Raw genomic sequence first — 20,442 nt, 5'->3', positions numbered from 1 at the left:
TTACTTGCCGAAGCCCGCCTTGCGCAGAGCCTCAGCCATCGACCCGGCAGCAGGCGCGCCGTTGTCCGGACGCGACTCGCGTCCACCCTGACGTCCGCCACTACCTCGTTGCTGCCCCTGACGCTGACCCTGTGGCTGGCCCTGACGCTGTGGTTGCCCACCTCGCGGGCCTTCGGACTTGCGGGGTGCGCCCACCTCGTCGTCGAGACGAAGCGTCAGCCCGATGCGTTGGCGTGCCTCGTCCACTTCGAGGACCTTCACCTTGACGACGTCACCTGACTTGACGACCTCGCGTGGGTCCTTGACGAAGTTGTGTGACATCGCCGAGACGTGAACCAGACCGTCCTGATGAACTCCGATGTCGACGAAGGCACCGAAGGCTGCGACGTTGGTGACCACACCTTCGAGAGTCATACCGGGCTTGAGATGCGCGACTTTCTCGATGCCTGCGGCAAAGGTCGCGGTCTTGAATTCGGGTCGTGGATCTCGTCCCGGCTTCTCCAACTCGGAGATGATGTCGGTGACGGTCGGTAGACCGAATCGCTCGTCGACGTAGTCGGACGCCTTGACCGATCGAAGTGCCTGCGAGTTTCCGATCACGGTGCGCACGTCCCCGCCGGCACTGGCAACGATCTTGCGAACCACCGGATATGCCTCCGGGTGGACGCTCGACGCGTCGAGCGGGTCGTCGCCGTCGGTGATCCGCAAGAAGCCTGCGCACTGCTCGAAAGCCTTGGGTCCCAGTCGGGAGACGTCCTTGAGTCCCTTGCGGGACTTGAACGGACCGTTCTGGTCCCGATGGGCGACGATGCTCTCCGCTAGGGAACCTGCGATTCCGGACACCCGAGCGAGCAGCGGCACGGACGCGGTGTTGACGTCGACGCCGACCGAGTTGACGGCATCCTCGACGACGGCGTCGAGGGAACGTGAGAGCAGCGATTCAGTGATGTCGTGCTGGTACTGACCGACGCCGATGGACTTGGGATCGATCTTGACCAACTCCGCCAACGGATCCTGCAGGCGACGCGCAATGGACACCGCACCGCGAATCGAGACGTCGAGGTCGGGAAGTTCCTGCGACGCGTAGGCCGAAGCCGAGTACACCGATGCGCCTGCCTCGGAGACGACGATCTTGGTCAGGTTGGGCGCGCCGGTCTTCTTGATCAGTTCGGTAGCGAGCGTGTCGGTCTCGCGTGAGGCCGTGCCGTTGCCGATGGCGATCAGTTCGACGCCGTGCTTGGCGACCAGCCCCGCAAGCGTCGCAAGCGCCGCGTCCCACTTGTTCTGCGGCTGGTGCGGGTAAATCGTCTCGTATGCAACAACTTTGCCGGTTCCGTCGACGATGGCAACCTTAGTTCCGGTGCGAAATCCGGGGTCGAGTCCCATGGTGGGTCGGGCGCCGGCGGGGGCCGCGAGGAGTAGATCCTTGAGGTTGGTGGCGAAGACGTCGACGGCGTCCTTTTCGGCCGACTGCCGCAGACGCATTCGAGTGTCGATACCGAGCGTGACGGCGAACTTCGTCTTCCACGCCCACTTGACGGTGTCGAGAAGCCACCCGTCGGCGGCCCGACCACGGTCGGCGATCTCGAACCGCGACGCGATGCGGCCTTCGTAGACCGTGCGCTCCCCCGGCGCGAGTTCTTCGGTGTCGGCCGCCATGTTGAGCGACAGCACTTCTTCCTTCTCTCCGCGCAGGACGGCGAGGATGCGGTGCGAGGGCAATTTGGAGAACGGTTCCGAGAACTCGAAGTAGTCAGCAAACTTCGAGCCATCGGTTTCCTTGCCCTTGCGGACCGATGAGACGACCTGGCCGCGACTCCACATAAGCTCGCGCAATTCACCGACCAGATCGGCGTCCTCGGCGAAGCGCTCCACGAGGATCGACCGGGCACCGTCGAGTTGCTCGTCCGAATACTGCGCGGGATCGGTGGTGGGATCTCCGATGAGAGCGTCCGCGACAGGCTCGTGGCCGGCCTCGCGGGCGATCTGCGCCTTGGTGCGCCGCTTCGGTTTGAAGGGGAGGTAGATGTCCTCCAGCCGCGCTTTTGTCTCGGCCAGCATGATCTGACCGCGCAGTTGATCGTCGAGTTTGCCCTGAGAGTCGATCTCCGTGAGCACGGCGTCACGACGGTCGTCGAGCTCGCGGAGATACCGCAGCCGCTCGTCCAGAAGTCGCAACTGGGCGTCGTCGAGCGTGCCGGTGACTTCCTTGCGGTACCGGGCGATGAAGGGCACCGTGGCTCCGCCGTCGAGAAGGTCGACTGCTGCTGCAACCTGGCCTTCGCGGACGTCGAGTTCCTCGGCAATGCGCTGGTTCACGGTCTTGAGAATCACGAGATCCGACCCTACCGCTATCCTGAGACAAGAAGATCGGCAACAGTGCCGTGTCAGGGCTACCGGGGGAAACAGATGAGTACGCGGTACGTCCGGATTGCCGCAATGGCGGCCGCAGTTACTTTTGCGGCTTCGTGCAGCGGTGGACAGAACCCGGATGATTCGATGCAGACCCCCGCCTTCCCCGACACCAATGTTCCGGTCGCGGAGACTCTCGACGGCCGACTGGCTCAAGCTCAGGTGGCGGCGCTCGGGCGTGGTGCGGACGTCTCCATCGCCGTCCTCGATCGATCCTCGGACAAGTACCTCGATGTTGCCGGCGACCAGCAAATCGAAACTGCCTCGGTGGCAAAACTTTTCATCGCCGAGGATCTACTCCATCAGGACGCTCGCGGCGAGCGGCCCATCACGGACGACGATCGCACCCTCATGGCGGCAATGCTCGAATCCTCCGACGACACCGCAGCCAACCTTCTGTGGGACGAGGTCGGCGGTCAGGAGGTGATCACCCGGGTTGCCGAGCGTTACGCACTGACCGCGACGACGCCGCCGTGGGACGGAATGTGGTGGAACACCGAGACCACGACGCACGACCTGGTCACTTTCTACAACGGCGTCCTCGACGACTCCGACCAGCTCGGACCTGAGCGGGTCGAGCAATTCGTCGAGTACCTGCGGCAATCCACTCCCGAAGGAACCGACGGCTACGACCAGAGGTTCGGATTGCCCGAGGCCTTGTTCGGCGAGTCGGTCATCGGAGTCAAGCAAGGCTGGATGTGCTGTGTCGAGGACAAGTGGATCCATCTGTCCACCGGCATCGTCGGTGACGACAACCGATACATCATCGCGATCGGTTCGCGAGAAGACGTCCAGTACACGGACGAGGACAGCTTCTATCCCGACACCTCGTTCACCGACGCCGTCGACGACGAAAGTGCACTGCACGCACGTGACACGGTCACCGGCGTCACACAGATTCTCTTCCCGAGCGGAAGCATCGACGACTGGGCGGCGGCATCCACGACCGCGGATTCGGTGATGCCCGAAGCTTCCGGGCCCTGATTCGATCCACGCGGTCGTGTTCGTCCTCAAGCCTGCTTGTACTCGAGGACCGAACCGATGACCCGTTCCTGTTGTTCGGACGTGAGCATGGGCCACAGCGGCAGTCGAAGGATCGACGCGGAGAACTCGGCGCTACGCACACACGGCTCCGGTGTTCGTCCGTAGCGCACACCGGCCGCACTCGTATCGAGCGGAATGTAGTGGAACGGCGCCACGATTCCGTCGGCGGCAAGATGCCGAATCAAGCCGTCGCGGCTCTCTTCGGTAGGCATCTTGAGATAGAACAGGTGCGCGGTGTGCTCGCGATCTTCGGGAACCGCCATGGGAACGACACCGTTCTCGGACGCCCACTCGCCCAGACTCACGCTGTAGGCATCCCAGACGCGATGCCTGGCCGCCTGAATCGCGTCGAACTCCGAGAGTTGTGCGTCGAGGACAGCGGCATTGAGTTCACTGGGCAGATAACTCGACCCGATGTCCTGCCACGAATACTTGTCGACCTGGCCGCGCAGGAAACGCGCACGGTCGGTCCCCTTCTCACGGATGATTTCGGCGCGGGTCATCAACTGATCGTCGGAGAGCAACAGCGCGCCACCCTCACCGCAGTGAACGTTCTTGGTGTCGTGAAAACTCTGCGTACCGATAGTTCCGATGGTGCCGAGCGCCCGCCCGCGCCACTTTCCGCCGAGCCCGTGAGCGTTGTCTTCGATCAACGCGACGCCGTGGAGTTCCGCGAGGTCGAGGAGAGGTTCCATGTCGGCGGCGACTCCGCCGTAATGCATGACCAGTACAGCTTTCGTGCGTTGCGTGATCGCCGCTGCGACGCAGTCGGGATCGATATTGCCGGTACTCGGATCGATGTCGACGAAAACAACAGTGGCACCGCGCAACGCGACGGCAGTTGCCGCCGAACTGAACGCGAAGCTCGGGACGATCACCTCGTCACCTGGGCCCAATTCGAGTAGCAGCGCACCCAATTCGAGTGCGTGCGTGCACGAGGTCGTCAGCAGAGCATGCGTGGATCCGGTGATCGCCTTGAGCGCTGCAGTCGCGGACTTGGTGAAACGTCCGTCACCGTGAATGTGATCGGACTCCAGAACCGTTGCCAGATTCGACAATTCGTTCGATGCCCGATAGGGGCGGGAGAAGATGATGCGATCAGTGCTCACGACTGCGCCGATCGATCGAGGTTCCGGGCCGCGGTGAATCGACAGTCAGATACAGCGGCTTTCCGACAAGGACGTGCAGTGCCACGCCAAGGTATTCGGCGATGAGACCGAGCGAGAACAGGATCGCACCCGAACAGACCAGCAGCGCCATGATGATCGACGCCCATCCTTCCGGGTCGTTGTTGTCACCGGTCATGGCTTGGACGAAGATCACCGCAGCCATGATCACACCGGCCGACGCCAGGGTGACCCCGAGCAGACTCACCAGCCGCAGACCGCGGGTTCCGCTACACAACACCATCTTCCAGAACAACGAGAACAAACGGCGATAGTTGTACCCCGATTCCTCGCGGCCTTCCGCTCGAAGTGTCACCGGCGCCGTGGCGGTATTGCCGACGACCCACGTCAGCGCGACGTCCAGATACACGCCGTTGGCGGCGACGCCGGCCAACTGTCGGCCGATGTCACCTCGGATCAGGCGGTAACTTTCGAATCTCGTCGAATCAGGGAACGCGAATACCGTCGCCAAGACGATCTTTGCGCCGCGCGAGGTCAGGTTCCGCAAGAATCCATGCGGGCGGGTGTTCGTGGGTTTGGAATACACGAGATCGGATCGCTCCGTCAGCGCGGTGTCGAGGAAAGCCCCGATGTGCACCGGGTCGTGCTGGCCGTCTTCGTCCATCGTCACGATCCACTGGCCACGTGCAACGGCCATACCGGCGATAGTCGCCGCGTCCTGGCCGTAGTTGCGACTGAGCCACACGACACGCACCTGATCGAAACGGCGCTCCAATTCGAGTAACACGACGTCGGAACGGTCCGGACCGTTGTCGTGAACCAGCACGATCTCGTCGACGGTGAACTGCGCTCCACCGGGCGTCGAACTCGGTGCGCACAGGCCGTCCAACTCCTCGACGAGCGCCGTGATCGTCTTTTCGCCCTGATAAACGGGCACTACGACGGAAATCGAGTGCACTCGCTTCCACTCCCTTCAGGGGGCTCGACTGGCGCCGAGAGACAGGCACGATCGGGCCCACACCGTCGCGAACTTTAACACGCAGAGATGTCCGGACTTCGGATGCCGACGGCGCGTGATGCGCTCGCGTCTCCGCGCGCCCCACCTGCCCTGTTAAGGTCTGGAACTCGTGGTGGAAACTCGCACTCTCGCCCGGGCAGACGTGTACAAGTGGGGCGCCGTCACGGCGGTCGGTGTCATCGCCGGCTACCTGGCCGTGGTGCTCGCGAACGCTCGTCACTTCTACACCGACGACACCGAGTCCCAGTACGCGCCGCTGTGGGTCATGCTCGGCCGTAGCCTGCGAGAAGGACACCTACCGGTACTCGTCCCCGAGAACTGGATGGCGGGCAACTACGCGATCGAGGAAGCGGGCCTTCTCAATCCGCCACAACTTCTGATCGACCTGATCGCACCGTCCTTCGACAACCTGGCGCTTTACGCGACGATCGTGAAATTGATCTTCGCGATCATCCTTGCGCTGGGCGTCTATCGGATCTGCCTGGAGTACGGCTCGAAGCCCACGTGGGCTGCGGTCGCCGGAGTCTCGATTCCGTTCACCGGTTTCCTCCTGTTCTTCGACTCGGCCAGTTGGATGACAGCCTTCACCGGCACTGCCTGGATGGTTCAGGCGTGGGCCTCGGCAATCCGCTACGCCAGAGGCAAGAGCGGTCCGATCCCGACCTTCGTGTTCTTGTATCTCGCGATGTCGGTCCAATATGTTTTCCCCGCAGTCGAATCCGGCTTGATGATCGTCGCAGTCGCGATCGGCGAAGTTGTCTATCAGCGGCGTTGGCTGCCGTCGCTGCGGCTTCTGGCGGTGTCTGCCTGTGCCGCCCTCGCCGGTCTCGCGACGTATCTGCCGAGCCTGCTCACCGCCGACGTCACCTGGCGCGGTGCATCCGAAGTCAAGAACGACGCATTCCTTGCCGTTCCCTGGTCGGAATCGCTGAACGCGAGCCTGCCGAGCACGATGCCCGCGTTCTCCTCGTGGTGGGGATACATCCAGACCATGCCCATGGTCTACGTCGCGTGGTTCCTCATTCCGGCTCTGGCATTCATCGACTGGGGCAAGGCGCGCGCCGCGGCACGCGAATTGACCGCCGTCGGGATCTTCACGGTCGCCGTCCTCATGTGGACTGCCGGGCCGAGCACAATCGGCCCACTGCGGTGGCCCGCGCGCGTGCTTCCGATGGTGGCCATCGGACTCCTGCTTCTGGTGTGCATCCTGCTCGGGCGTTCCGCCACGACCGACAAGTTGCGCGGACGCTGCGTTGCAGCGGGAATTCTCGTGGGCCTGCTTTTGATCAGGTCTGCCTCGGCAGCTCCCGGGCTCGCGAAATGGCATGTGATCTCAGCCCTGGTCGTTGCCGCACTCGGCGCTGCGATGGTGTGGCTGGGCCGCACCAAGGGCACCGCGCTCGCATGCCTGTTGGCAATCGCCGCGGTCTCCCCCATCGCCTACGCCCAGGTTCGGGCCGCGCAACCAACCCCAATGAGCTGGGACCTGCCCGAATCCCGCTCGGAGATGAAAGAGGCCTTCCCCGACTTCGAAGGCACGACACTGCAACTGGGCGACCGTGCACTCATCGCACCCGGGGACAAAACCCTCGACGGAGCGTACGGTTCCCTGGCTTTCGGCAACTACCCCAAAGACCTCGAACTGACCTACACCAGCGGCTACACCCCCAACGGGCACTTCTACTTCGGTGATCTGCTCTGCATGCGCTGGGACATGAGCGTCTGCCCCGACGCCTTCCGACGGGCATTCACCGTCGAACCCACCACCGGCCGCACCATCGTCGACCTGATGAAGGTGGACCGCGTCGTACTGCAGAACGCCCTCTACCCCGACGCACGTAAGAACCCGGCCCCCGACGGGTGGACATGGGTCGACTACCCCGGACACGAGAACTACATCTCCGTGCTCGAACGCGTCGACGGCCCCGTCTCGACACGAAACGGCCGCATCGCCGATACCCGTGGCGTCGAAGCTGTTTCGACCGCGGAATCGAACATGTCGAGCACCCTTCGTGTCAGTTCGGAGACCGGCGGCAAGGTTGTGTTCGCACGGCTCGGCTGGCCCGGGTATCGAGCTAGCCTCGACGGTCAGCCTGTCCCGATCGACGTCGTCGCGAAGTCCTTTGTCACCGTGGACATCCCAGCCGGGACGAAGGACGTTGAACTTGTCCTCACGTGGCGACCCCCGGGATGGAAGGTCGGCGGCGCTTCGATGGTCGCCGGAATCCTCGGCCTCGGCGTGCTCGAGTGGATGTATCTGCGGACACGACGCAAGGACCGGATCAACATCGTGAAAACCGAGTCTTCATGACCGAAGACATCGCATCACCCGAGAACCCCGGCCCACTGCTGCGGGTGGTCAAGCATCAACCCATCGCGTTTGCCATTGTCGGAGTGGCCAATACGGCGATCGGATACGGGCTCTTCGTGATCTGGTCACTGATCCTCGACAACAAGGATCTGTATCAAGTGGCTGTGATCGGTGCGTACTCCATCAGCGTGCTCATCGCTTTCGTTCTGCATCGGACGTTGGTTTTCCGCGTCCGCGGACATGTGGCACGCGACCTGGGCGCGTTCATCGTCGTCAATTCCGGTGGCCTCGTGCTGAATCTGATACTCGGAACGATCGCGGTGTCGATTCTGCATGCCCCGCCGCTTCCCGCCCAGGCGGTTGTCATGTTGATCGTTGCCGGGGTGAGTTTCTTCGGTCATCGATACTTCTCGTTCCGCCGCAAACCTGCCGAGCGGCACTGACCCTTCTACGATTCGCGGGGTAGCGCTCGATCCACCGCGGCCTCGACGATCGTACGAATATCTTCCTCCCCGAACAGGTTCGGCAATGTCAGTCGATCCAGTACGAGCCAGTTCAACGACAAATAGAGCAGGCGAACGGTCATCGCATCACCCGGCACGCCCGACGCCAGATGATTGGCTACGTTCAGATCGAAGTCTTCTCGGATGCGGACGGTCAGGACCGCTCGCAGGTCCGGACGACGTATCGCCTCCAGTCGCAACTCCATGAGCGCGAGGAAACCCGTTCCAAACGAGGTGACCCGCTCGACCACGTCGAGCATGAGCGTCACCAGTCGCTCACGATCGGTGCCGTTGACGGGATCGATCAATCCCTCGAGGTCGTCCGGAATCAGTCGCTCGTAGATCCGGCCACCGGCCTGCGTGAGTAGGTCGTCGCGATTGGAGAAGTAGTTCGACGCTGTCCCGTTCGGCACGGCTGCCTGGGTGTCGACGGCTCGAAAAGTCAAGCCTCGAGCACCCTCTCGGGCCAACACCTCGATTGCCGCGTCGATCAGGGCAAGCCGTCGTTCCGGGTTCTTTCGCACTTGACATCACTCCTGACACGACCCTAAGTTAAACCACTACGAACATAGTACTACGAACGGAGCGTTTGATGCGAAAGCTTGTGTACTACGTGGGAGCTTCCCTCGACGGCTACATCGCGGGACCAGACGGCGAATTCGATTTCTTCCCGGTTTCCGAACAGATCACGGCCTGGATATGCGATCGATATCCCGAGACCGTGCCAACGCATGTGCGGCCCGCTCTCGGAATCGAGGACGCACCCAACAGAACCTTCGACACGGTCGTCATGGGCCGCGGCTCTTACGAGCCCGGGCTGAGCCTCGGCGTGACCAGCCCTTTTGCGCACCTGCGCCAGTTCGTCGTCTCCAGCACCCTCCCTGACGCCGAGGATCCCGCGGTCACCATCGTTCGCACCGATCCACGTGCGGTCGTCAGATCCCTCAAAGAGGAAGAAGGACAAGATATCTGGCTGTGCGGCGGCGGAACTATCGCCGGCGCACTACTACCGGAGATCGACGAGTTGATCGTCAAAAGGTATCCGGTTGTCGCCGGCGCGGGCATACCGATGATCAGAGGTAACTTCGAGCCGACACTGTTCACACCGACTGCAACCGAATCGCTCGACGACGGCGCAAGCATCACCTGGTTGAAGAGAAATACCTAAGGAAGTAGATCCGGTCGACGCTCGGCCGTGCGCTGCAGCGACTGCTCATGGCGCCACGCCTTGATCTTCGCGTGATCTCCGGAAAGCAGAACAGGCGGAACCTCGAGATCACGCCACACGGCGGGGCGAGTGTAACTGGGCCCTTCGAGGAGCCCGTCGGAGAACGAATCCTCTTGGTGTGAGAGCTGATTGCCGAGAACGCCGGGCATCAGTCGCACAACAGCCTCGACCATCACCAGCACGGCTGCTTCACCGCCGATCAGAACGTAATCGCCGATACTGACTTCTTCGACGCGAACTCGCTTGGCGGCGTCGTCGAAGACGCGTTGGTCGATACCTTCGTATCGGCCGCAGGCGAAGACAAGGTGCTTGGCGGTGGCCCAGCGATGTGCGGTCGCCTGAGTGAACGGGACGCCGGCGGGAGTCGGCACCACCAGGATCGTCTCGGCATCATCCGGGCCGGAAGAATCGGAGCGACCGATCACGTCGTCCAGTGCCGGACCCCAGACGGTGGGTTTCATGACCATGCCGGGTCCGCCGCCGTACGGGGAATCGTCGACGGCTTTGTGTACGTCATGGGTCCACGACCGAAGATCGTGGACGTCGACCGAGATCAAGCCACGTTCGATTGCCTTGCCCAGCAAGGCAGCACGAAGCGGTTCGAGATACTCGGGAAAGATGGTGACGACGTCGAGACGCATGACAAACGATCAGTCGTTGTCTGGGTTCGAATTATCGCTGTTCGACTTGTCACCGAAGTCCGGGTCGAGCAGTCCCTCGGGAGGCTCGATCATCACGACGCCGTCGGCGATCGACACCGAGGTGACGATGGCGGCGACAAACGGGATCAGCAATTCACCGGACGTCTCGCCGGTACGACGAATCGAAAGCAATTCGCCTGCGGCGGAATGTAATACCTCGATGACCGAACCGACCTCGGTACCGTCCGTGAGGACGACCTTCAGTCCTTCGAGTTCGTGATCGTAGAACTCGTCCGGATCATCCGAAGGCTCGAGTTCGGAACTGTCGATGACAAACAGTGTGCCGCGCAACGCATCTGCGTCGCCACGGTCACTGACGCCTTCGAGGCGCAGCAGAAGCCGCCCGGAATGATCCCGGGCGGCTTCCACTGTGTACGACTTCAGTGTGGACTCGCGCGGCTTGCGCCCACGCAGCACAGAACCTACGGCAAAACGATCTTCGGGCTCGTCTGTACGAACCTCGACTACCAATTCACCTTTGATGCCATGCGACTTCGCGACACGACCGACTACGAGTTCCACCTGTTTACTGCCGTCTACTGATCGGTGTCGACGACATCAACACGGATACCGCGGCCACCGATGCCGGAGACCAAGGTCCGCAGAGCGGTCGCCGTGCGACCACCCCGACCGATGACCTTGCCGAGATCGTCGGGGTGCACGTGCACCTCGACGGTCCGTCCCCGACGTCCGGTGATCAGCTCGACACGCACATCGTCGGGATTGGCGACGATGCCACGCACGAGATGCTCTACCGCATCAGCGACGACGGCACTCACTTGTCAGCAGCCTCGGCGTCTGCAGCGGGAGCCTCGGCGTCAGCCGCGGTGTCTTCTGCCTTGGCCTCGTCAGCCTTTGCAGCCTTCTTCTTCTTGGGGGTGATTGCTTCTGCAACCGGCTCGTTCTCGGCCTGCGCGAGTGCAGCCTGGAAGAGCTCGAGCTTGGTGGGCTTGGCTTCCTTGACGCGCAGGGTGCCTTCGGTGCCCGGCAGGCCCTTGAACTTCTGCCAGTCACCGGTGATCTTGAGGAGTGCCTCGACGGGCTCGGTGGGCTGTGCGCCCACGGACAGCCAGTACTGAGCGCGCTCGGAATCGATGTCGATCAGCGAGGGCTCTTCCTTGGGGTGGTACTTGCCGATGGTCTCGATCGCACGGCCGTCACGACGGGTGCGCGAGTCGGCGATGACAACGCGGTACTGAGCGTTGCGGATCTTGCCGAGGCGGGTGAGCTTGATTTTGACAGCCACAGCTGCAGTTCTCCTTCAGCGCGCACAACAGTGCTGCGCATGTCACGTGCAATTCAGCGACCCACACGATTTGTGAGCCCGGTTTTGCCTCTATCCTGTGACCGTCGCAGCGGTACGTAACCGGTTGCGACGAACAATGGTCCATTGTGCCAGATGGGTGGGCTCGTTCGGAAACCACCCTGTGCGCGCTTCGAGAGTGCAGGGACTCCCTAACCACTCACGGGAGTGCCGCGGAGGATCACACGCATCGGCTTCGCGAGCACATCGGGGTTTCCGCGCGGATCTTCGGAATAAACCACCAGGTCGGCGGGCGCTCCCTCTTCGATGCCCTGGGCACCCAACCAACTCCGCGCATCCCAGCCGGCTGCGCCCAACGCCTGGTGAGCTGTCAATCCGGCAACTTCGAGTTCGGCGATCTCGTCGGCGATCCGCCCGTGCCTGATCGAACCGCCGGCATCCGTTCCGGCATAGATCGGAATCCCGGCCTCGTGAGCGGCACCGATTGTCTGGTGCCGACGAGCGTGCAAATCGCGCATATGCGCCGCGTAGATCGGATATCGCGTGGCGGAGTCCGCGATCTCGGGGAAAGTAGCGATGTTGATCAGCGTCGGAACCAGGGCCGTGCCGTGCGCGACCATCGACTCGATGGTCGCGTCCGTCAATCCGGTGCCGTGCTCGATGCAGTCGATACCGGCGTTGATCAGGCCGGGCAAAGCGTCTTCGGCAAAAACGTGAGCGGTGACCTTTGCGCCTTCGGCGTGGGCGGCAGCGATGGCCTCGACCAGGATCTCGTCGCTCCACAAGGGAGCCAAATCGCCGACGGAACGATCGATCCAGTCGCCGACGAGCTTGACCCAGCCGTCACCAGCGCGTGCCTGACGCACTACTTCGGCCGGCAACTGAGATTCGTCGTCCAGGTCGACCGGCAAGCCCGGGATGTACCGCTTGGGTGCCGCGATGTGCTGACCTGCGCGAATGATTCGCGGCAAATCGAGGCGCTCGTCGATGAATCTGGTGTCGACCGGTGATCCGGCGTCGCGGAGCAACAGCACGCCCGCGTCACGTTCGGTCTTCGCCTGCTCCAGCAAGCCGTCGACGGTTTCGCCCCCGCCACCGCCGTAGCGGATACCGACGTGACAATGCGCATCCACGAGACCCGGTGTGATCCAACCCGATTCGACGATCGTCTCCGCACCGGACACCGCCTCGAAGGAAATCAGCCCGTCGACGATCCACAATTCGATCGGCTCGGCATCGGGCAGACCGATACCCCGCAGATGAAGCGCAGCCACCGACTACTTCTTGGGCAGCTTGAGCTGGGAAAGATCGATGCCTTCCAGTCCGGGCGGCAACTGATCGAGACCCTTGGGCATGTTCGACAGGTCGGGCATACCGGCCGGCATTCCGCCGGGCATACCCGGGAATCCGCCCATGCCGGGGAATCCTCCGCGCATCTTGGGCTGCGTCGGGCCCTTGCCGCCCTTCTTGCCCTTCTTGCCCTTCTTGCTGCGAACCTGCTTACGCGCGCCGGGCATGCCCATACGGCCGGCCATGGCAGCCATCATCTTGCGGGCTTCGAAGAAGCGATCCACCAACTGGTTGACGTCGGAAACCTTGACGCCCGAACCGTTCGCGATGCGCAGTCGGCGTGAGGCGTTGATGATCTTCGGATCGTCGCGCTCGGCCGGCGTCATACCGCGGATGATGGCCTGAATGCGATCGAGTTGCTTCTCGTCGACGTTGGCCAGCGCGTCCTTCATGCCGCCGGCACCCGGCAGCATGCCGAGGAGGTTGCCGATCGGGCCCATCTTGCGGACGGCCATCATCTGATCGAGGAAGTCTTCGAGGGTGAGCTGACCGGAACCGATCTTCGCTGCGGTCGCTTCGGCCTGATCGGCGTCGAAAACCTGCTCGGCCTGCTCGATGAGGCTCAGGACGTCGCCCATACCGAGGATCCGGCTGGCCATGCGATCGGGGTGGAAGACGTCGAAGTCTTCGAGCTTCTCGCCGGTGGACGCGAAGAGGATCGGCTGGCCGGTGACCTCGCGGACGCTCAGTGCGGCGCCACCGCGGGCGTCGCCGTCGAGCTTGGTGAGGACGACACCGGTGATGCCGACTCCCTCACGGAACGCGTCGGCGGTACTGACCGCGTCCTGACCGATCATGGCGTCGAGAACGAAGATGGTCTCGTCCGGGTTGACGGCGTCACGGATACCGGCGGCCTGCGCCATCAGCTCCGAGTCGATACCGAGGCGACCGGCGGTGTCGACGATCACGACGTCGTAATGCTTGTTGCGTGCTTCTTCGACGCCGGCGCGGGCGACCTCGACGGGGTCGGCTGCGGACACGCCCAGTGCGTTTTCGCCGCCGCCGATGGAGGTACCGGGGTGCGGCGCGAAGACTGCAGCGCCCGCACGCTCACCGACGATCTGAAGCTGAGTGACGGCGCCGGGACGCTGAAGGTCGCAGGCAACGAGGAGGGGCGTGTGCCCCTGGTCCTTGAGCCACTTGGCCAACTTTCCGGCCAGCGTGGTCTTACCGGAACCCTGCAGACCGGCCAACATGATGACCGTCGGCGGAGTCTTGGCGAACTGGAGTCGACGAGTTTCGCCGCCGAGAACCTCGACCAGCTCTTCGTTGACGATCTTGACGACCTGCTGAGCGGGGTTCAGTGCACCCGAGACCTCGGCGCCCTTGGCGCGTTCCTTGATCTTGGCGATGAAGCTGCGCACTACGGGAAGCGCGACGTCGGCCTCGAGCAGGGCAAGGCGGATCTCGCGGGCCGTAGCGTCGATGTCGGCGCCGGACAGACGACCCTTGCCACGCAGATCCTTGAGAGATCCGGTCAATCTGTCGGAAAGGGATTCGAACACCGAGTGCGCTCCTGAAGGTCGTGCGAGTTAGCCGTGGATATTCTCGGGCACCAGCCTAGCCGCTACGCCCGCACCGATCCCAGCCGATGCGGGCGTAACTGCCGAAACCGGTCCGTCAATCCTCTTTCTTCTTCGGTTGTGGCACCGGAACCACCGCCAGCACCGCCTCCTCGACGCGCTCTCGCGCCGCGCGGGTATCGGCCTCACCGAAGTCGAGGCAGAACGCGTCGACCACCGAGGAACCCAACGTGGCGACCTTCGCCCACCGGATGTCGGCACCACTGTGTTCGAGTGCTGCGGCCAGTCGGCAAAGCAGGCCGACGCGGTCTTCGGTACGCAATTCGAGGATCGCGTGACCGTCACCGGGCGCGTCGAACCAGATGACCCGCGGCGGTGCCTGCGAATAGAGCACCGGAACCGCCGAATCCTTGTTTGTCTGGATCGGGTCGTCCCACTGCTCTGCCCGTGCCTCCTCGTCCTTGGCGTCGAGAAGTTCGAGCAGATTCAGTTCACCGGCCGAAGCGCGGATCAATTCCTGCCTGAGCAGCACCGCCTGCGGCGGTGTGCCGAACCTCGGTGTGACGACAAACGAATTGACCGCCGAACCCGCATGCGACCCCAGCGAAGCGGAATGCACCCGCAACGACTGCAGCGCCAGAACGCCGGCAGCCCGAGACAGCAACCCGGGCGCGTCGGGCGCGATGACGGTCACGACGTAGGTGTGCGGATTCTCGGCCGGTACGAGCGAGACGTGAACCCCGCCATCCTCGGCAATGGCCAACTGCTCGGGAGCGAGTGGGTCGGGTTGTGGGAGTTCCTCCCCCGCCATCAACAAACGGCAACGACGCACGAGCTCACCGATCAGAGACGACTTCCAGTCGCCCCAGACGCCAGGCCCGGTGGCCAGCGAATCCGCCTCCGCCAACGAATGCAGGAGATCGAGAAGCGTCCCGTCCCCTTCGAGTGCGTCGACCACTCGCTGAACCGTTGCCGGATCGTCGAGGTCGCGACGGGTCGCCGTTTCCGGCAGCAGCAAGTGATAGCGCACCATCGCCGTCAACGTCGCGACGTCGGAAGGCCAGAGCCCCAAGCGATTTCCGATCGCGGTGGCCAATTCGGCACCGACGACGCTGTGGTCTCCCCCTCGCCCCTTCCCGATGTCGTGGATCAACGCACCGAGCATGAGCAGATCCGGCCGAGCGACGCGAGTGGTGAATCCGCTTGCATACGCGGCGGTTTCGACCAGGTGGCGATCCACCGTCCACGTATGGACGGCGTCGCGCGGCGGAAGATCGCGAATGGTCCCCCACTCCGGCAGGAGGCGACCCCAGAGCCCGGTCCGGTCCATCGCCTCGATCACCGGAACGGCACGCGATCCCGAACCGAGCACGACCAAGAGATCGTTGACCGCATTTTTCGGCCACGGCTCACGCAGTTCCGGGGCGTTGTCGGCCAGGCGATTGAGCGTCGACGCGGAGATCGGCATGCCGTTGGTGGCCGCCGCTGCCGCGACCCGCATCACCAGACCGGGATCCTTCTTCGGCCTCGCATCGCGCGCCAGGACAACTTCGCCGGCATGCTCGACGACGCCCTCGTCCAGTGGTCGCCGCACCGGCGCGCGACGCAGCCGCGACAAACCACGCCGGGGCAAGGAGTTTCCGGCGGTACGGATACCGACGTCCACCGAATAGCTGATGGTGCGCGCCGATTCGCTGAGAAGGCGGGCCAGATCGAATCGATCACCGATCCGCAGCGCCGCACCGATTTCGTCGGCGTCCTGCGCTCGCAGTTGATCGCGGGCGCGACCGGCAACGCGGTGAAGTTCGGTGCGCACGTCGAGCAACCGCCTGTGCGCGAGTGCCAGACCGCCGCCGGGCGAGTTGGGTCCCAGCCCTGGCATCCCGTCGGTCAATTGCGCGATGGACAAGGCGTTGAGCAGTTGCACGTCGCGCAGCCCGCCACGGCCGCTCTTGAGATCCGGTTCGGCGCGATGGGCGATCTCGCCGCTGCGCTCCCACCTCGTACGGGTCTGGGTGATCAATTCGTCGAATCGGCTGCGGATGTCCATGCGCCACTGTCGACGGACACCACTGATCAACAGGTTGCTCAGCTCCACGTCGCCGGCAATGTGGCGTGCTTCGAGCATTCCGAGTGCCGCCGTCATGTCGGTGGCCGCAACCTGAAGCGCCTGCGGAAGCGTCCGCACGCTGTGGTCGAGTTTGATGTGCGCGTCCCACAGCGGGTACCACAGGCTGTCCGCAACCTGGGCCACGACTGCTGGGTCCATGTCGTCGTGCAGCAGAATCAGATCGAGATCGGAATACGGCAACAGTTCGCGTCGGCCAAGACCACCCACGGCGACGATGGCAAACCCACAATCCGGTTTGATGCCCAGTTCGGTCCCCTTGGTGGTCAACCAGAACTCGTGCAGATCGACCAGTGCATGTCGCAGAGAAGGGGCGTCGAGCCTCCTGTTCTTGACGCCTCCGGTGAGTAGGGCCTTGCGTGCGCGGGCCAGGTCCGCAGCTTCGTCGGATCCCCCTGACGAGACCGGCCCTGGCCCCGTCGCTTTCGCGACGGAACCAGGGCCGAGGTTCTCGGACCCTTTCGGGTCAGAGTGCATCGCCACCGCGTTCCCCGGTGCGAACCCGGATGACCGACTCGACTGGCGAGACCCACACCTTGCCGTCACCGATCTTGCCGGTGCGAGCGGCCTCGACGATCACCTCGACCACCTTGTCCACGGCCGCGTCGTCGACGACGACCTCGACCCGGACCTTGGGTACGAAGTCCACGGAGTACTCCGCGCCTCGGTACACCTCGGTGTGACCCTTCTGTCGGCCGTAGCCCTGAACTTCGCTGACTGTCATACCCAGCACTCCGGCCTGCTCGAGTCCGGTCTTGACGTCCTCGAGCGTGAACGGCTTGACGATTGCTGTGATCAGCTTCATGTGCTCATCCCTTTCCAAACTCTGAAGTGCCTGAATTCACTTTAATCACGTGCTGATCACGCGAGGTCGTATGCGGTCTCTGCGTGTTCGGTCTCATCGATGCCGCGTGCCTCGTCCTCGGCCGAGATTCGCCAGCCCAGGGGCTTGAGTGCGAAGCCGATGATCGTCGTCAGAACGCCGGTGAAGACGAGTGCTGCGAGTGCGATCACGATCTGAACCACCAGTTGCTTGTAGTCGCCGCCGTAGAAGAGGCCGGTTGCGGTGCCGAAGAATCCGATACCGATCGTGCCCCACAGGCCGGAGACAAGGTGAACACCGACGACGTCGAGCGAGTCGTCGAAGCCGAAGCGGAACTTCAGGCCGACTGCGAGAGCGGACAGGATGCCGGCTACGGCGCCGAGGAAGATGGAACCGACGGGGTTGAGCGCACCGGCAGCAGGGGTGATGGCGACCAGACCGGCGACCGCACCGGAAGCTGCGCCGAGGCTGGTGGCGTGACCGTCACGAATACGCTCGGTGGCGAGCCAGGCCAGGACTGCGGCACACGTCGCGGTGGTCGTGTTGACCCAGGCGAGACCGGCGTTACCGTCGGCGGCGAATGCCGAACCGGCGTTGAAGCCGAACCAACCGAACCAGAGAAGTGCTGCGCCGAGCATCACGAAGGGCAGGTTGTGCGGACGGAAGGCGGTCTTGCCGAAGCCGAGACGCTTGCCGACGATGAGGGCGAGGACCAGACCGGCCATACCCGCGTTGATGTGAACGACTGTGCCACCGGCGAAGTCGATCGGAGCGACGTTGGCGACGGTGACTCCGTCGTCGTTGACCGTGGTGCCGAAGAGCTTTGCCGCGATGCCGTCCTCGGAGCCCGAGAGGAGTCCGCCGCCCCAGACCATGTGTGCGAGGGGGAAGTAGACGACGGTGACCCAGATACCCGAGAACAGGAGCCAGGTGCCGAACTTGACCCGCTCGGCCAGGGCACCACTGATAAGGGCGGTGGTGATGATCGCGAATGTCACCTGGAACGCGATGTCGATGACGTTGGGGTAGCCCCACGCGCCGGCGATGAAGTTGCCGTCAGCATCGGTGATGCTGTTCTTGAGGCCGAAGAACTCGAACGGGTTGGCAAAAATGCCCCCGATGTTCTCGGTGCCGTAGGACATCGACCATCCCCACAGAACGTAGATGACGCCGATGACGGCCATGGCCCCGAAGGACATCATCATCATGTTCAGGACGGACTTGGACCGAGACATCCCGCCGTAGAAGAAAGCGAGGCCGGGTGTCATCAGCAAGACCAGAGATGCAGCCATCAGCATCCATGCGGCGTTACCGGAGTTCGCCAACAAATCGTCGGTACTCACTTACTACCTCCTAGTCGCACGTGCCGGGCAGCACGTCGTTAAGGAGAAGAGTGCTGGGCTGGTGTTTCGTCCATGGCGCTGTCGCGTTTCGCAGACGTGAACCAATTGCCCAACTTTGTTGCAAACAGGTTTCGCCAGGGGGTTCTACCGACCCTGTGCGCCTTTTCGGTAGTTCGCGCTACCAAAAAGGCGCACGGGGGCGTCAGCCCAGCAGGGCGTCGACGAACGCACCCGGCTCGAAGGGCGCCAGGTCGTCGGCACCTTCACCGAGACCGACCAACTTCACCGGCACACCCAGTTCATGCTGAACCTGGAAGACAATTCCGCCCTTGGCGGTTCCGTCCAGCTTGGTCAGTACGACGCCGGTGATGTCCACGACCTCCGCGAACACTCGAGCCTGCGCCAGTCCGTTCTGGCCGACCGTCGCATCGAGAACCAGCAGAACGTCGTCGACCGACGCCTTCTTCTCGATGACCCGCTTGACCTTGCCGAGCTCGTCCATCAGACCGGTCTTGGTGTGCAAACGGCCGGCGGTGTCGATGAGGACCACGTCGACGCCGTCCGCGATGCCCCGTGAGACCGCGTCGAAGGCAATCGCAGCGGGATCGCCACCCTCCTTGCCACGAACAACTTCAGCGCCGACACGCTCGGCCCACGTCTGGAGCTGATCAGCAGCGGCCGCGCGGAACGTGTCCGCGGCACCGAGCACGACGCGACGACCGTCGGCGACGAGCACGCGAGCCAGCTTGCCGGTGGTGGTGGTCTTGCCGGTTCCGTTGACGCCGACGACGAGCAGAACAGCCGGGTGATCATCGTGCGGCAATGCGCGGATGGAGCGGTCCAGTTCGGGACGCAGCTCGGCGATCAACACCTCACGCAGAAGGGCGCGGGCGGCAGCCTCGGTCCGGACGCTGCGGGCGGCCATCTGCTCACGAAGCTTCGTGACGACCTTTTCCGTGGTCGCGGAGCCGAGGTCTGCGATGAGAAGGGTGTCCTCGACTTCTTCCCACGAGTCCTCGTCGAGATCGCCGCCACCGAGTAGGCCGAGCAAGCTCTTGCCGACTGCTGACTGCGAGCGGGAGAGGCGCCCGCGCAGTCGGTCCAGCCGACCCTCGGTCGGGTCGATCTCGTCCAACACGCGCGGTGCAGGCTCGACGGACTCGGGAACTACGACGGGCTCGGGTACGACTGCAGGTTCGGGAACGACAACAGGTTCGGGAACGACAGGTTCATCGACAACAGGTTCTGCTACTGGTGGTTCTTCTACGACCGGCTTTTCGATTACCGGCTCTTCGACAACCGGTTCCTCGACAACAGCGGGTTCTTCGACAACCGGCTCCTCGACGACGGCCGGCTTCTCTGCAACAGGTTCTTCGACGACAGGTTCTTCGACAACTGGCGGCTTCTCCGCGACCGGCGGCGTCGGAACCACCGGAGGTGGCGCCGTTGCCGTCGAGCCTTGACTGAAGTTGAACCCGCCACCGGCCTTGTAGCCGCCTGACTTGTCCTTCTCGGGGGTGCCGAGCTCCGGCTTCGTCTCGGGCGCCTTCAGCGAGACCTGCCCCTTGCGGTAGCGCAGGAATCCGGCAACGAGAACGACGAGTAGTACGGCCGCTACAGCCGCGATGATGATCCAAGCCTGGGTAGTCACCGGCCCATTGTTTCAG

Annotated in this window: 18 protein-coding genes; 4 read left to right on the top strand and 14 right to left on the bottom strand. The window is 63.4% G+C overall.

Going from position 1 to position 20,442, the window contains the following annotated elements; translation table 11 throughout:
* Nucleotides 1-2,334: a Tex family protein gene (locus tag ABX74_RS10805; protein WP_047888823.1), complete on the bottom strand. Its 2,334-nt coding sequence runs from the start codon at nucleotides 2,332-2,334 to the stop codon at nucleotides 1-3.
* Nucleotides 2,335-2,409: 75 nt separating this feature from the next.
* Here ABX74_RS10805 and ABX74_RS10800 point away from each other — a divergent pair, with 75 nt between their 5' ends.
* Nucleotides 2,410-3,396 (top strand): serine hydrolase, encoded by a 987-nt coding sequence (locus ABX74_RS10800; protein WP_029255127.1) that lies wholly within the window; start codon nucleotides 2,410-2,412, stop codon nucleotides 3,394-3,396.
* A 26-nt stretch (nucleotides 3,397-3,422) separates the two neighbouring features.
* On the opposite strand, the gene rffA is transcribed toward ABX74_RS10800, so the two are convergent.
* Together rffA and ABX74_RS10790 are read right to left on the bottom strand one after the other, a co-directional pair.
* Nucleotides 3,423-4,565, bottom strand: coding sequence for a dTDP-4-amino-4,6-dideoxygalactose transaminase (gene rffA, locus ABX74_RS10795; RefSeq protein ID WP_019747968.1), 1,143 nt, complete (start codon nucleotides 4,563-4,565; stop codon nucleotides 3,423-3,425).
* Nucleotides 4,555-5,541, bottom strand: a complete 987-nt coding sequence (locus tag ABX74_RS10790) for a glycosyltransferase (RefSeq protein ID WP_019747967.1) — start codon at nucleotides 5,539-5,541, stop codon at nucleotides 4,555-4,557. Before ABX74_RS10790 ends, rffA begins: the two co-directional genes overlap by 11 nt.
* 172 nt (nucleotides 5,542-5,713) lie before the next feature.
* On the opposite strand from ABX74_RS10790, the gene ABX74_RS10785 reads away from it, so the two are divergent.
* Both ABX74_RS10785 and ABX74_RS10780 read left to right on the top strand, forming a co-directional pair.
* A complete protein-coding gene (locus tag ABX74_RS10785) occupies nucleotides 5,714-7,912 on the top strand; it encodes a membrane protein (RefSeq protein ID WP_047888822.1) in 2,199 nt (732 codons plus the stop codon).
* Entirely contained in the window at nucleotides 7,909-8,355 is a 447-nt protein-coding gene (locus tag ABX74_RS10780) for a GtrA family protein (RefSeq protein ID WP_020969332.1), read from the top strand. Before ABX74_RS10785 ends, ABX74_RS10780 begins: the two co-directional genes overlap by 4 nt.
* Before the next feature lie 5 nt (nucleotides 8,356-8,360).
* Here the strand turns inward: ABX74_RS10780 and ABX74_RS10775 are convergent, their stop codons facing one another.
* Entirely contained in the window at nucleotides 8,361-8,939 is a 579-nt protein-coding gene (locus ABX74_RS10775) for a TetR/AcrR family transcriptional regulator (protein ID WP_020969331.1), read from the bottom strand.
* Between the two features lie 68 nt (nucleotides 8,940-9,007).
* On the opposite strand from ABX74_RS10775, the gene ABX74_RS10770 reads away from it, so the two are divergent.
* The gene (locus tag ABX74_RS10770) at nucleotides 9,008-9,583 is read left to right on the top strand and encodes a dihydrofolate reductase family protein (protein ID WP_047888821.1); all 576 of its coding nucleotides are present in this window, start codon (nucleotides 9,008-9,010) and stop codon (nucleotides 9,581-9,583) included.
* On the opposite strand, the gene trmD is transcribed toward ABX74_RS10770, so the two are convergent.
* From trmD to ftsY, 10 genes are all read right to left on the bottom strand, one after another.
* Nucleotides 9,580-10,284, bottom strand: a complete 705-nt coding sequence (trmD, locus tag ABX74_RS10765) for a tRNA (guanosine(37)-N1)-methyltransferase TrmD (RefSeq protein ID WP_019747962.1) — start codon at nucleotides 10,282-10,284, stop codon at nucleotides 9,580-9,582. The two genes, ABX74_RS10770 and trmD, sit on opposite strands and share 4 nt — an antisense overlap.
* A gap of 9 nt (nucleotides 10,285-10,293) precedes the next feature.
* Entirely contained in the window at nucleotides 10,294-10,866 is a 573-nt protein-coding gene (gene rimM / locus ABX74_RS10760) for a ribosome maturation factor RimM (RefSeq protein WP_020969330.1), read from the bottom strand.
* 14 nt (nucleotides 10,867-10,880) lie between these two features.
* Nucleotides 10,881-11,123: an RNA-binding protein gene (locus tag ABX74_RS10755; protein WP_003939023.1), complete on the bottom strand. Its 243-nt coding sequence runs from the start codon at nucleotides 11,121-11,123 to the stop codon at nucleotides 10,881-10,883.
* Nucleotides 11,120-11,590: a 30S ribosomal protein S16 gene (rpsP, locus tag ABX74_RS10750; RefSeq protein ID WP_003942818.1), complete on the bottom strand. Its 471-nt coding sequence runs from the start codon at nucleotides 11,588-11,590 to the stop codon at nucleotides 11,120-11,122. Before rpsP ends, ABX74_RS10755 begins: the two co-directional genes overlap by 4 nt.
* A 209-nt stretch (nucleotides 11,591-11,799) precedes the next feature.
* On the bottom strand, nucleotides 11,800-12,882 hold the full coding sequence (locus ABX74_RS10745; RefSeq protein ID WP_047888820.1) for an amidohydrolase family protein: 1,083 nt from the start codon (nucleotides 12,880-12,882) through the stop codon (nucleotides 11,800-11,802).
* Between the two features lie 3 nt (nucleotides 12,883-12,885).
* A complete protein-coding gene (gene ffh / locus ABX74_RS10740) occupies nucleotides 12,886-14,463 on the bottom strand; it encodes a signal recognition particle protein (protein WP_003942713.1) in 1,578 nt (525 codons plus the stop codon).
* 115 nt (nucleotides 14,464-14,578) lie between these two features.
* Complete coding sequence (locus tag ABX74_RS10735) at nucleotides 14,579-17,086, bottom strand: [protein-PII] uridylyltransferase (protein ID WP_020907284.1); 2,508 nt, start codon at nucleotides 17,084-17,086, stop codon at nucleotides 14,579-14,581.
* Nucleotides 17,076-17,414, bottom strand: a complete 339-nt coding sequence (locus tag ABX74_RS10730) for a P-II family nitrogen regulator (RefSeq protein WP_003942772.1) — start codon at nucleotides 17,412-17,414, stop codon at nucleotides 17,076-17,078. The genes ABX74_RS10735 and ABX74_RS10730 overlap by 11 nt, the downstream gene beginning before the upstream one ends.
* 56 nt (nucleotides 17,415-17,470) lie before the next feature.
* Complete coding sequence (locus ABX74_RS10725) at nucleotides 17,471-18,730, bottom strand: ammonium transporter (RefSeq protein ID WP_042450902.1); 1,260 nt, start codon at nucleotides 18,728-18,730, stop codon at nucleotides 17,471-17,473.
* Between the two features lie 247 nt (nucleotides 18,731-18,977).
* The gene (gene ftsY, locus ABX74_RS10720; protein WP_047888819.1) at nucleotides 18,978-20,426 is read right to left on the bottom strand and encodes a signal recognition particle-docking protein FtsY; all 1,449 of its coding nucleotides are present in this window, start codon (nucleotides 20,424-20,426) and stop codon (nucleotides 18,978-18,980) included.
* Nucleotides 20,427-20,442: the final 16 nt, after the last annotated feature.

The sequence above is a fragment of the Rhodococcus sp. ARP2 genome (assembly GCF_001029585.1).
Lineage (GTDB): Bacteria > Actinomycetota > Actinomycetes > Mycobacteriales > Mycobacteriaceae > Rhodococcus_F > Rhodococcus_F erythropolis.
This window is presented reverse-complemented; position numbering and strand designations above follow the sequence as displayed.

Coding starts and splice junctions, on each gene's coding strand:
- ABX74_RS10800 (WP_029255127.1), top strand. CDS start 2,410: ATGAGTACGCGGTACGTCCGGATTGCCGCAATGGCGGCCGCAGTTACT.
- ABX74_RS10780 (WP_020969332.1), top strand. CDS start 7,909: ATGACCGAAGACATCGCATCACCCGAGAACCCCGGCCCACTGCTGCGG.
- ABX74_RS10770 (WP_047888821.1), top strand. CDS start 9,008: ATGCGAAAGCTTGTGTACTACGTGGGAGCTTCCCTCGACGGCTACATC.
- trmD (WP_019747962.1), bottom strand. CDS start 10,284: ATGCGTCTCGACGTCGTCACCATCTTTCCCGAGTATCTCGAACCGCTT.
- ABX74_RS10735 (WP_020907284.1), bottom strand. CDS start 17,086: ATGCACTCTGACCCGAAAGGGTCCGAGAACCTCGGCCCTGGTTCCGTC.
- ABX74_RS10730 (WP_003942772.1), bottom strand. CDS start 17,414: ATGAAGCTGATCACAGCAATCGTCAAGCCGTTCACGCTCGAGGACGTC.
- ABX74_RS10725 (WP_042450902.1), bottom strand. CDS start 18,730: ATGCTGATGGCTGCATCTCTGGTCTTGCTGATGACACCCGGCCTCGCT.